A 12,247-nucleotide genomic window follows, 5' to 3' on the forward strand; every position below is an offset into this window, starting at 1 on the left:
GGCCAGCTCATGCATCGCTGACCCACCGCTTTCGCGAGCAAGCCCGCTCCCACACTGGATCCTCTGTGCTCCAGAAAATGATTCACCACGAGGTACTGCATGAAAAAACTCAAAACACTGCTCGGTGGCTCGCTGCTGGCACTGGCCGTTTTATCGCAGCCAACAATAGCCGCTGAAGCGGTCAAACCGATTCACTTCGGCGATATCACCTGGGAAAGCGGCAGCCTCATCACCGAGGTGCTGCGGCTGATCGTCGAGAAAGGCTACGGCCTGCCCACCGACACCTTGCCGGGCAGCACCGTGAGCCTGGAAGCCGCGCTGGCCAAGGATGATATCCAGGTGATCGGCGAAGAGTGGGCCGGTCGCAGCCCGGCGTGGGTCAAGGCCGAAAGCGAAGGCAAGGTCCTGGGCCTGGGCGATACGGTCAAAGGCGCCACCGAAGGCTGGTGGGTACCGGAATTCGTGATCAAGGGCGATGCCGAACGCGGCATCAAACCCCTGGCGCCGGACCTCAAGTCAGTCGCCGACCTGCCGCGCTACAAAGATGTGTTCCGCGACCCTGAAGACCCGAGTCGTGGGCGCTTCCTCAACAGCCCCACCGGCTGGACCTCGGAGATCGTCAACAGCCAGAAGATCAAGGCGTACGGCCTGACCGACAGCTTCGTCAACTTCCGCACCGGCTCCGGCGCAGCGCTGGATGCCGAGGTGGCGTCGTCGATCCGTCGGGGCAAACCGGTGTTGTTCTACTACTGGTCGCCGACGCCACTGCTGGGGCGTTTCAAGCTGATCAAACTCGAAGAACCCCCGTTCAACGCCGAAGCCTGGAAGACCCTGTCCGACGCCAAGAACCCCAACCCCATCGGCACCCGTTCGATGCCGGCGCGCCTGGCGATTGGCGTCTCGGCACCGTTCAAGGCGCAGTACCCGCAACTGGTGAGCTTCTTTGAAAAGGTCGACCTGCCGATTGACCTGCTCAACGGCATCCTCGGGGACATGAGCGAGAAACGCACACCGCCACGCCAGGTGGCTGAAGCTTTCCTCAAAGGCCATCCAGACGTTTGGCAGCACTGGGTGCCGGCGGACGTGGCGGTCAAGGTCAAGGCCGCCCTGTAACCGATCGTTCCCACGCTGTGCGTGGGAATGCCACCCCGGACGCTCTGCGTTCCGTATTCACAGGTGACAAGCATGGTTAAGTTTTTCAGTGGGCTGCTCGCCTCGCTGCTGTTGTCGAATGCCGTCTCGGCCGCCGAGCCCTCCACCTTGCGCATCGGCTACCAGAAAAGCTCGGTGAGCATGGTGCTGGCCCGAGAGCACAAACTGTTCGAAGAAGCGTTGCCCGGCACCCAGGTGCAGTGGATCGAATTCCTCGGCGGCCCGCCGCTGATCGAAGCCCTGAACAGCGGCAGCCTGGACATCGGCAACATCGGCGACATCCCGCCGATCTTTGCCCAGGCCGCCGGCATCGAGTTGCAGTACGTTGCCGTCGAGCCCAACGAGGGTAAATCCGAAGCGGTGCTGGTGCCCAAGAACAGCAACGTGCAGAGCGTGGCCGAACTCAAGGGCAAGCGCGTGGCGTTGCTCAAAGGCTCCAGTGCCCACAACCTGTTCCTCAAGAGCCTGCTGCGCGCAGGTTTGCAGTGGAAGGACGTCGAGGTGGTGTACCTGTCGCCGTCCGATGGGCGTGCCGCCTTCGAACAAGGCAAGGTTGACGCCTGGGTGGTGTGGGACCCGTACTACTCCGCCGCAGTGGTCGATGGCTCGGCGCGGGTGCTGGGGGATGGCCAGGGGCTGAACCCGGCGGGCACCTTCTTCGTCGCCAGCAGCCCGTTCATCAAACAGCATCCGCAGGCCATCGCCACGATTATCCAGACCCTCGCCAAGGCGCAGCGGCTGTCCCTGGACCAGCCCGCCGAGAGCATCGCGCTGATGGCCAAGACCCTGGGCCTGCAACCGGCGGTGGTCAAAAGCTACTTCGAGCACCGCGCCTCGATACCGATCCGGCCGCTGCAAGCCTCCGACATTGCCACGCAGCAAGGCACCGCCGACCTGTTCTTCGCCAACGGCCTGATCCCGAAAAAGGTCGATGTGCAGCAAGCCGTGTTCAAGGCCCCTTGATGCGGTAAGCCTGGATGGGGCCGCTTCGCAGCCCGGCGCAGGGCAAGCCTGCTCACCACAAGGTGATGCAGATCCCCCGACTTAATCAGTGAGCAGACCATGCAACCGATCTACATCGACTTTCTCAACGGCCTCGACATCGACGAACTGGGCCTGACCAACGACGAAATCCTCAACGCCATCGAAGCCAGCCTGGCGATCCAGGGCCGTGGCGAGGCGGTGATCGAGCCGCGCACGCACCTGATTCCCGGTGGCGCAATCAACGGCCACTTTAACGTGCTGCGCGGTGTGTTGGGCGGCGACATCGGCTACGCCGGCGTCAAGGTGGTGGGGGATTTTGTCGACAACTACCGCAAGGGCCTGCCTTCGGAACTGGCGATCCTCAACCTGCTGGACCCGGCCACCGGCATACCCAAAGCCATCCTCGATGCGTCGGCGATCACCGACATGCGCACCGGCGCCGTCACCGCCATCGGCGCTAAATACCTGGCCCGTCCCGACAGCAAGGTATTGGCGCATATCGGCGCGCGGGGTACGGCCTATTGGAACGTGCGTTTGCTTGACCACCTGTTCGACTTCGAGGAAATCCGCGTGCATTCGCGCCGCAGTGAGAGCCGCGAGGCCTTTGCCGAGCGCCTGCGTCGCGACCTGGGCAAGCCGGTGATCGTCACCGAGGATTGGGAGTCCACCGTGCGCGGGGCCGACATCGTGGTCGAGGCGTCGCGCCTGGATCAGCCCGAACCGCTGTTGCGCACCGACTGGATCAAACCCGGCGCCTTTGTGGTGCCCTACGGCACCATGAGTGCGGTGGAGTTGTCGCTCACCGACATCATGAGCAAATTGGTGGTGGACGATTGGGGGCAGTGCAAGGGCGGGCTGTTCGGCTCATTGCGTGCCCATGTGGACGCCGGAAAACTCAGTGCCGAAACCCTGCACGCCGAACTGGGGCAGATCGTCGCCGGACTGAAAAAACCTCGGGAAAACCCCGAGGAAACCATCCTGTTCTGGCACCGTGGCCTGAGCCTCAGCGATATCGCCCTGGGCCACGCACTGCTGGAAAAAGCCAGGCACCTGGGGATCGGCCAACGGCTGCGCTGGGCATGATTCACCTCGATCCCCAAGGCTTGGCACTGGCCGATTTGCTGGCGATTGCGCGTGAGGACGTTGCGGCGGACTTCACCGCGCAGGCCCGTCGGCGCATCGAGGACGGCCATCGTTTGCTGGTGCAGTTGGCGGCGCAAGGTACGCCGATCTATGGCGTGAACACCGGCCTGGGTGCGGCGGTGGATACGCCGGTGGCGCCCGTGCAGGCGAGCATTGCGCTGGGGCGCGCGGTGGGGGTCGGGCGCCTGGCCAATCGCGAGGAACTGCGCGCGATCATGGCGGCGCGCCTCGCCAGCCTGGCCCAGGGGCGCTCGGGTATTTCCTTGAATACCGCCGAGGCGTTGCTGGCGTTGCTCAACGCCGGCGCCGAGCCCGAAGTGCCGTTGCTCGGCTCTTTGGGCGAGAGTGATCTGGCACCCTTGGCCCACTTGAGCCTGGCGCTGTCGGTGCCGCTGACCGGCAAGGACGGCCTGGCGCTGGTCTCGGCCAATGCCGCCAGTATCGGGCTTGGGGCATTGCTGGTGGCCGAGGCGCAACAGGCGCTCGACGCCTTGCTGGCGGCGCTGGCGCTGTCGTGCGAGGGCTATCGCGCCAACCTCAGTCCGTTCCAGCCGTGGGCCTCGCGCCTGCGCCCGGCGCCAGGGCAAGCCGAGCAATCGGCAGCGTTGTTGCAGTGGCTGGAAGGCGGTGAATTGGCGGACCACCCGCGCCGCTTGCAGGACCCGTTGAGCTTTCGCTGCGGGACCGTCGTGCAGGGTGCTGCGCAGCAGGCGTTGGCGCAGTTACAGGGGTTGATCGAGCTGGAACTGCGCAGTGGTGCAGACAACCCGGCGCTGATCAGCGAAGCCGCGCAGGTATTGGCCACGGCGAACTTCGACAGCACGCACCTGGCACTGGCCGCTGAAGGTGTGGGGCTGGCCTTGAGTCGCGCGGCCGCGTGCAGTGCCGAGCGCATCGCCAAGCTGCTGTCGCCCGGCTCCAGCGATTTGCCACGCTTTCTGATCACGCAGCCGGGGCATGTCGGGATGGCCGCGTTGCAACGCACCAGCTCGGCATTGGTGGCGGAGATCGGGCACCTGGCCAATCCGCTGCCGGCGGTGAGTGTGCCGGTGGCTGATCGTGTGGAAGACTACGCCGGGCAAGCCCTGGCCGTGGTGGACAAGACCCGCCGCTTGACCGAACGCGTGCTATGGCTGGCCAGCATCGAGCTGATCGTTGCCGCGCAAGCGGTGGACTTGCGCGGCACGCTGCGATTGGGGCAGGGCGCGCGGCGGATCCACCAGGCCGTGCGCAGCCAGGTGGCCCATCTGGATCAGGACCGCTCGGGCTCGGTGGATCTGCTGGCACTGAGCGCCTTCATCCGCAAGGGCGGTTTGAAACCCTTTCTTTGACGCGAAACCGCTCCCACAGATTGATTGCATTTTCAGATCATTGGCTTTCTGCTTCCAGGGCAGCAATCACCGCTGGCCGTTCGCCCACCCGCTGTTGAAACGCAACCAGTGCCGGCCAGGGACTCAGGTCCAGATCGAGAAACGCCGCCCAGCGCAACACCACGAACAGATAGGCATCCGCCACCGAATACTCGGCGCCCAGCAGGTAGTCCTGACGCTCCAGTGTTTGCACCAGCACCGCGAAGCGTTTGAACAGCGTGGCCTGGAACGAGGCTTTGACCTCGCCCTGGATCGCGCTGTTGAAGAACACCGCCACGCCGCCGTGGATCTCGGTGGCGATGAAGTTCAGGCATTCCTGCAAGCGCACACGCTCCCAGCTGCCGTTGGCGGGCGCCAGGCCGGCGGCGGGTTTCAGGTCGGCCAGGTATTGCAGGATCGCGCTGGCTTCGGTCAGCACCTGGCCGTTGTCCAGTTTCAGCGCCGCGACGTAGCCCTTGGGGTTGATCTGCAGGAAATTATCACCGTCGGCGGTGGTCTTGGTCTGGTTATCCACCCGCACCAGCTCGAATGGCAGCGCCAATTCGCGCAGCACGATGTGCGGGGCGAGGGAGCAGGCGTGGGGGAAGAAATACAGTTTCATCTTGGGTGGCTCCGTTGGGTTTGCGCCAGTCTCGCGGGCATGGCACCGTGGGTAAAATTAAACATTCAGACCCCTGCCATAAGGACAGCTACTGCCATGATGAACCTGATGCACTGGCGCTTGCTGGTGGCCGTGGCCGATCACGGCAGCATCACCGCCGCCGCCGAGCGCGTGGGCATGACCCAATCCGCCGCCAGCCAGGCCATGGCCGCCATGGAGGCGACCCTGGGCGCGCAGTTGTTTACCCGTGAGCCGCGCAAGACCCTGCCCACCGCTCTGGGGCTCAATGTGATCGAGCAGGCGCGGGTGATGCTCGGCGCCTTGCAGGCTATTCGCAACACGGTGGAGGAAGCCCGCCCCACGCTGCGTGGGACGATACGCATCGCCAGTTTCCCCAAGGTGCTGGAGACCTTTCTGACGCCGCTGTTGCAGCGTTTTGCCCAGCTTTATCCCGGTATCGACGTCACTACCCTGGATGTCACCGACAACGAAGTGCTGACCCTGCTCAAGGCCGACCTGATCGACCTGGGCGTGGTGCTCAACCCCAAGCCCGAGCAGAACGCCACGGTGCTGGGCCGGGATTACTGGATGGCTGTGGTGCCGGCGGACCATGCGTTCGCGCAACGCCCGGCCGATGCGCGGGTGTCGCTGGCGGAACTGCTGGAGCAACCCTTCGTGCTGGCCACCGGCGGCTGCACCGCCAACGCCCGCAGCCTTGGTGCGGCGGCCGGGTTGACCCTGAGCGATATTCGCGTGGAAGTGCGCGAATGGAGCAGCGCGTTCAGCCTGGTGCGCGAAGGGGTTGGCGTCACGCTGGTGCCGGAATTGGCCCTGCCGAGCCAGCGCGATGGCCTGAGGGTGATGCCGTTGACGGAGCCCCTGCACCGCGAATTTGCCCTGGTGGGCTCTCCCTCTCGCCCGCCTTCGGCGGCGGTCTGCGCATTGTTAAAAATGCTGGCTGACTAGTGACCTTGCATAGCGCCAAGCGCTGTCTATGCTCACCCAAACCGTGATGACGCTTGGCTTGCAAAGCGATTCGGATGGTTTTGTTCCCATACAGCTGTTCCGGCAGTCTCCAACTTATGAATGGAATGCGCCTTCTGGCGCCGGGAATCCAGGGTGATCTGATCATGTTCAACCTTCATCACAAATCCGACCTGCTTGAAATCGAGCGCTTTTCCTGTGCACTGACTGAATCCAACGCCAAGTTGGCCGCCATCAGCCGTTCGATGGCCATGATCGAGTTCGACCGCAACGGCATCGTGCTCGACGCCAATCCCAATTTCTGCAAGGCCATGGGGTATAGCGTCGAGGAGATTCGCGGCAAGCATCACCGTATTTTCTGTGAAGAGTCCTACACCCACACCGAGGCTTACGCCAAGTTGTGGCGCGACCTGGCCCGGGGCGAGGCGTTGAGCGGCACCTTCATGCGCTTGAACAAACGCGGCGAGGAGGTGTGGCTCGAAGCCAGCTACATGCCGGTACTGGATCGCGACAACCAGGTGCAGAGCGTGATCAAGGTGGCGTCGGATATCTCGGCGCGCATTCACCGCGAGCATGAGAACCAGAGCTTGATTGACGCCATCAGCCGCTCCATGGCGGTGATCGAGTTCACGCCCCAGGGGCAGATCATCAACGCCAACGAAAACTTCCTGAAGACGGTGCAGTATTCCCTGGATGAGATCGTCGGCCAGCACCACAGCATGTTTTGTCACCGCAGCGAAGTGGACTCGCCGGCGTACAAGGCGTTCTGGGCTTCGCTCAACCGCGGCGAATATCACTCCCACCGTTTCGAGCGCAAAAACAAGTACGGCAAGACGCTGTTTCTGGAGGCGTCCTACAACCCGATCTTCGATGCCAGTGGGCGCTTGTACAAAGTGGTGAAGTTCGCCAGCGACATCACCGATCAGGTCACCACCCTGCGCACGGCTGCCGACTCGGCCCACGCCACCTCGGTGCAGAACGACGCCTGCGCGCGCAAGGGATCGGAGGTGGTGCAGCAGACGGTGCAGATCATCGAGGAAATTTCCCGCGACCTGAACCAGGCGGCACAAAGCATCGATGCGGTGAACAAACAGTCGGACATCATCGGCGCCATTGTGCAGACCATTCGCAGCATCGCCGAACAGACCAACATGCTGGCGCTCAATGCTGCCATTGAAGCCGCGCGTGCCGGTGAGCACGGGCGCGGGTTCGCGGTGGTGGCCGACGAAGTACGCAGCCTCGCGGCCCGCACCAGCCAGGCCACGGTGGAGATTGTGGATGTGGTGCGCAAGAACCACGACCTGTCGCTGAGCGCGGTCACGAGCATGCAGTCGAGCTTGAGCCGTACCGGGCTGGGGGTGGAACTGGCGAACGAGGCAGGGCAGGTGATTCTGGAGATTCAGGAAGGGTCACGGCATGTGGTGGACGCGATCAGCCAGTTCAACTCGACGTTGCAGTTGCAATGACTTATTGAGACGGGGGCTGTTGTGGTGAGCGGGTCGCACCGCCCACTCACCACAAGTGCTCATCTCAACCTGGCACTTTCACGCGTTCTTACTGGCACCAACACGCGTGTTGTAGTGAGCAGGCTTGCCCTGCGCTGGGCGGCGAAGCCGCCCCAACAGGAACACTACGGTGTATCAGATATACCGAGGTGGTCGATTTCAGGGCCGCTTCGCGCCCCAGCGCGGGCGGTGCGACGATTCGCCAAGCCCGCTCACTACAGGTTCCGGGGTGAGGTTTAGATCGCCGCCAGGGTTTCTTTCACACTCTGCGCCGGGTCAGTGGCTTTTGCCGCGACCTGCTGTTCCTGCTGCTGTTTCAGGCGTTCCGCGACTTCCTTGGCAATGGCGTCCTGTTTTTCCAGCGGCATGCTTTGTACATCCGCCTCGGTCAAACCCTTTTCCTTGAGCAATTGTTCGCGAATGCGCTCGGCCGGGGATTTGCTCATGTAGTCGGTGAAGTCGGCGCGTGCGGTGCTGGTGGACGAGCCGGCAGCCGGTACATCGGTCGCGGCCTTGGCGGCTTCGGTGGTGGTCTGCAATTGCACACGGGTTTTGGCGAAGGCTTCGTCGATACGGTCGTTGGCCTTGTCCAGGTCCTTCTGCGCTGCCGGCACGGTGATGCTTTGCTGTGCGGCTTGCAGGGCGCCGCTGTAGAGCGTGCTGGCGGCGGCGTTGGCCGGGTCCATGTCGGCACGCTTGAGCTGCTGTACGGTCGAGACGGCCTGGGTGTTGTTGTTAACCAGCATGATCGGTCACCTGTGGAAATGTACGGTGCCACAGGTTGAGCAAATACTGTGCCGGGTACGAAGCCCCCGGATTCATTGACGATAAGGCGGCCGACACGGCAAGTATTGTCCTGCCGGCGGCCAACCGTTGCCGTCAGTGGGCGATGTTTTCCAGCGCCAGGTTACGCGTGCGCGGCCCGAACCCACTGATGGTGATGATCACGATCAGCATGCTGCTGGCAATAAACGCCAGCACGCCCGGTGTACCCAGGTGTTCGAGGATAAAACCGATCAACAGGCTGCTGAACACCGTGGACAAGCGGCTGAACGAGTAGCAGAACCCTACGGCGCGCGCGCGGATGTTGGTGGGGAACAGTTCGCTCTGGTACGAGTGATAACTGAAGCTCAGCCAGGCGTTGCAGAAGGTGATCATCACACCGCACACCACCAGGCCCACGGCGGTGGTCTGCAAGGCGAACAGGCTGCCGAAGATCATAGCGCCCAGGGCCGAGCCGACGATCTGCCATTTATTTTCAAAGCGGTTCGCCACCTTCACGAACAGCAGCGGCCCCAGCGGGTAGGCAAGCGTGATGAGGAAAGCGTAGAGCAGGCTGTGGGTCACGCTCACGCCCTGGCCCGAGAGCAGCGCCGGCAGCCAGTTGCCGAAGCCGAAGAAACCGATGGCCTGGAACACATGGAACACGATCAGCATCAAGGCGCGGCGGCGATAGGGTGGCTGCCAGATATCGGCGAAGCGGCCGCTGCCTTGCACGCTCACGGCCTGTGGTTCCGGTTCATCCAGAGGCTGGCCATGATCCTTGCGGCAGCGTGCTTCAAGGGTGTCCATGATCGCTCCGGCTTCGTCGAAGCGACCTTTTTGCGCCAGCCAGCGCGGCGACTCCGGCAGGCGCTTGCGTAGCCACCAGATAAACAGCGCAAACACCGCACTCGACAACACCACCCAACGCCAGCCGGATACACCGAACGGCGCTTGCGGCACCAGCCACCAGGACATCAGCGCCACCGCCGGTACTGACAGGAACTGGATGAAAAACGCAAAGGCAAACGCGGAACTGCGCATGCGCTTGGGCACCAGTTCCGAGAGGTAGGCGTCGATGGTCACCAACTCGATACCGAGGCCGATGCCGACCAGGAAACGCATGCCGATGATGCCCAGTGCCGAGGTCTGCAAGCCCATCAACACCGTGGCCACGGTGTACCAGACCAATGCAAAGGTGAAGATCGCCCGGCGCCCGAAACGGTCGGCGATGGGGCTGAGCAGGCTGGCGCCGAGGAACAGCCCCAGGAAGGTCGCCGACGCGAACGCAGCCTGGTCGGAAAAGCCAAACACGCCCTCGCTGCCGGTGTGGAAGATCCCGTCGCTGATCAGGCCGGGGCTTATATAGGCGGTCTGGAACAAGTCATACAGCTCGAAGAAGCCGCCGATGGACAACAGCGCCACCAGGCGCCAGACAGTGGCGACGGCCGGCAGGCGGTCGATGCGCGCGCTGATATGGGCGGCGCGGACCGGATCGAGACCGGCAGTTGCAACGGGTGAAGGCATGGGTACACGTCCTGATTCTTGTAAGGTATTCGATCAATTGTGACCGTCGAGGGCGAACGTCTGGAAACCGGGGCGCAGGCTGAGGCGTTGGTAATAGGCATCGACCGCTGGGAACGAGGGATGCGCCAGCGGGGCGTTGCGCCAACGGTGCACCGACAGGCCGACAAGAATGTCCGCCAGGGTGAATTCCGGGCCGGCCACGTAGGCACCGGTCTTGCGCAACTGCTGTTCGAGCAGGCACATCTTGTCGTTCCAGCCCTGCACACCGGCCTGGATGCGTTGCAGGTCCTGGTAGTCCGGGTTGCGGCGTACCAGCGCGTGGAAGGCATAACCCCACGACGGATTCAGCTCGGTGGCTTGCCAGTCCATCCACTGCTCCACCCGTGCCCGTGGCGCCGGTTCGGCGGGGAGCAGATCGTGGCGCCGGTGGAGGCTGACCAGGTAGCGGCAGATGGTATTGGACTCCCACAACACGCCGTGATCGTCGATCAGCACCGGTACCTGCGCGTTGGGATTCAGCGCCAGAAACTCCGGGGATTGGGTCGGCGAATAACCGATGCCCCAGTCTTCACGGACATAGTCGATGCCCAGTTCCTGGCAGGTCCACAACACCTTGCGCACATTGATGGAGGAGGTGCGACCCAGGATTTTCAGTGAGTGTGCCATGGTGCTTCCTTGACGATGGATCGGAGGCGTCATTAAGGGCTTCCGGGCGCGTATCTTCAACCCGTACGCGGTCGAATGTGGGAGCTGTGTTGAATTCACCATCGCCATCGCAGGCAAGCCAGCTCCCACATGAGTTCTCTATTGTTGGCAAGAAAGCGTCCGGCGCGATGGTCCTGCTGACCGCGTTTTTTCAGCCACTGCAAGTCCCCTGTGGGAGCTGTCGAGCCCCGGCGAGGCTGCGAAAGCGGTGGGTCAGGTGGCAGCTGTGTCGGCCGTGCCGCCGTCTTCGCAGCGATGCGGCGACCCGACAAGCCAGCTCCCACACAAGCCCGCTCTCCCATTTGAGGGGATCCGGGTGGGTGATCAGGTGCTTTCCCGCACCTGCAATTCAAACCCCATGTCCACCACCGGCTTGGCGATCTTGTTGCCGGCCATGATCGTCAGCAGATGCTCTGCCGCGCGCCGGCCAATCGCCTCGCGCGGGGTGCTGATGCTGCTCAGGCGCGGCACCATGAAGGAGGAGGCCGGCAAGTCGTTGAAGCCCAGCACCGCAACGCGCTCCGGGACCTTGATGCCCTGGCGCAGGGCTTCGAGCAGGGCGCCCTGGGCGAGGTCGTCGTTGCCGAAGAAGATCGCGTCCACGTCGGGATGGGTCGCCAACATCTGCAGGAACAACTCGCCGCCCAAGCCGACTGACGAAGGGCGGGGCGTCAGCAGTTCCAGCGCCGGGTCGTACATGCCGGCTTGTTGCAAGGCGCGGCGGAAGCCTTCGCCACGCAGCAGGGTCCGTTGGTCCAGTTGCGCACCGATGTAGGCCAGGCGTTTGCGCCCACGGGACAGCAAGTGTGCTGCCGCCGTTTCGCCTGCGCTCAGTTGCGAGAAACCCACGCAGTTCACGCCGGCGTTCGGGTCCAGGTCCATCATGTAGACGCAGGGCACGTTGCTGGCCTCGACCATTCGTCGGGCGCTTTCGGTGCGGTCGAAGCCGGTCAGCAGCAAGCCCCGGGGCTGGTAGGCCATGTAGTTGCGCAGCAGGGTTTCTTCTTCGTCGCGGGAGTAATGGGAGTTGCCGATCAGCACCTCAAAGCCCTTGGGCCGCAGCACCTGGTGGATGGCTTCGAGGGTTTCGATAAACAGCAGGTTGGACAACGACGGCACCAATACCACCACCGAATGGCTCTGGGCCGAGGCCAGAGCGCGGGCGGCGGGGTTGACCACGTAGTTCAGTTCACTGGCGGCCTGCTGGACTTTTTCCACCAGTTCCGTGGCCACGGTGCTGATACCGCGCAGGGCGCGGGAGGCGGTAATCGGGCTGACGCCGGCCAGGCGGGCGACTTCGTTGAGGGTCGGGCGACCCGTAGTGCGCAATTTTTTATCGTTCTTGGAGGTCATCAGGCGGCTTGCCAAACAAAAATCGAGGCACTAAGGTAGCGCTGTCTCCAAACGGCTGCAAATGCTGAACGCCGGGTTGCCTGATCCCCGTTCAACTCATTGGAGAGGATGCACGCGTCACTCCATAAAAAAAGACAAGACGGCGCGGGAAAAGCCTGTTT

The 12,247-nt window shown here is 63.2% G+C and carries 10 protein-coding genes and 2 pseudogenes; 7 read left to right on the forward strand and 5 right to left on the reverse strand.

From position 1 onward, the window contains the following. The first annotated feature begins 99 nt into the window (after positions 1-99). The 4 genes from ACW9IB_RS19420 (at position 100) to ACW9IB_RS19435 (ending at position 4,610) form a co-directional block, all read left to right on the forward strand. Positions 100-1,113: an ABC transporter substrate-binding protein gene (locus tag ACW9IB_RS19420; protein WP_457414970.1), complete on the forward strand. Its 1,014-nt coding sequence runs from the start codon at positions 100-102 to the stop codon at positions 1,111-1,113. Positions 1,114-1,185: 72 nt separating this feature from the next. Then, on the forward strand, positions 1,186-2,115 hold the full coding sequence (locus tag ACW9IB_RS19425; RefSeq protein WP_457414972.1) for an aliphatic sulfonate ABC transporter substrate-binding protein: 930 nt from the start codon (positions 1,186-1,188) through the stop codon (positions 2,113-2,115). A 99-nt stretch (positions 2,116-2,214) separates the two neighbouring features. Beyond that, complete coding sequence (locus tag ACW9IB_RS19430) at positions 2,215-3,219, forward strand: ornithine cyclodeaminase family protein (protein WP_457414973.1); 1,005 nt, start codon at positions 2,215-2,217, stop codon at positions 3,217-3,219. Beyond that, the gene (locus ACW9IB_RS19435; RefSeq protein WP_457414975.1) at positions 3,216-4,610 is read left to right on the forward strand and encodes an aromatic amino acid lyase; all 1,395 of its coding nucleotides are present in this window, start codon (positions 3,216-3,218) and stop codon (positions 4,608-4,610) included. The genes ACW9IB_RS19430 and ACW9IB_RS19435 overlap by 4 nt, the downstream gene beginning before the upstream one ends. Before the next feature lie 37 nt (positions 4,611-4,647). Here the strand turns inward: ACW9IB_RS19435 and gstA are convergent, their stop codons facing one another. Continuing rightward, positions 4,648-5,250, reverse strand: a complete 603-nt coding sequence (gstA, locus tag ACW9IB_RS19440) for a glutathione transferase GstA (RefSeq protein ID WP_457414977.1) — start codon at positions 5,248-5,250, stop codon at positions 4,648-4,650. A 96-nt stretch (positions 5,251-5,346) separates the two neighbouring features. Between gstA and ACW9IB_RS19445 the strand changes: the two genes are divergently transcribed. The 3 genes and pseudogenes from ACW9IB_RS19445 to ACW9IB_RS19455 all read left to right on the forward strand — a co-directional run. Next, positions 5,347-6,216, forward strand: a complete 870-nt coding sequence (locus ACW9IB_RS19445; RefSeq protein WP_457414979.1) for a LysR family transcriptional regulator — start codon at positions 5,347-5,349, stop codon at positions 6,214-6,216. Between the two features lie 269 nt (positions 6,217-6,485). Further along, positions 6,486-7,109, forward strand: a pseudogene (locus tag ACW9IB_RS19450) (PAS domain-containing protein); the annotation flags it as partial. Between the two features lie 189 nt (positions 7,110-7,298). Then, positions 7,299-7,700: pseudogene (locus tag ACW9IB_RS19455) on the forward strand (methyl-accepting chemotaxis protein); the annotation flags it as partial. 275 nt (positions 7,701-7,975) lie between these two features. Here ACW9IB_RS19455 and ACW9IB_RS19460 read toward each other — a convergent pair. From ACW9IB_RS19460 to gntR, 4 genes are all read right to left on the reverse strand, one after another. After that, positions 7,976-8,485, reverse strand: a complete 510-nt coding sequence (locus ACW9IB_RS19460; RefSeq protein ID WP_457367793.1) for a hypothetical protein — start codon at positions 8,483-8,485, stop codon at positions 7,976-7,978. Positions 8,486-8,618: 133 nt separating this feature from the next. Further along, on the reverse strand, positions 8,619-10,028 hold the full coding sequence (locus ACW9IB_RS19465; protein WP_457414980.1) for an MFS transporter: 1,410 nt from the start codon (positions 10,026-10,028) through the stop codon (positions 8,619-8,621). A gap of 33 nt (positions 10,029-10,061) precedes the next feature. After that, positions 10,062-10,694, reverse strand: a complete 633-nt coding sequence (locus tag ACW9IB_RS19470; protein WP_457414982.1) for a glutathione S-transferase family protein — start codon at positions 10,692-10,694, stop codon at positions 10,062-10,064. 363 nt (positions 10,695-11,057) lie between these two features. After that, positions 11,058-12,089 carry an HTH-type transcriptional regulator GntR gene (gene gntR, locus ACW9IB_RS19475; protein ID WP_457367808.1) on the reverse strand — a complete coding sequence of 344 codons (1,032 nt, stop codon included), beginning with the start codon at positions 12,087-12,089 and terminating at the stop codon, positions 11,058-11,060. Positions 12,090-12,247: the final 158 nt, after the last annotated feature.

Source organism: Pseudomonas sp. SDO524_S393 (genome assembly GCF_054071875.1).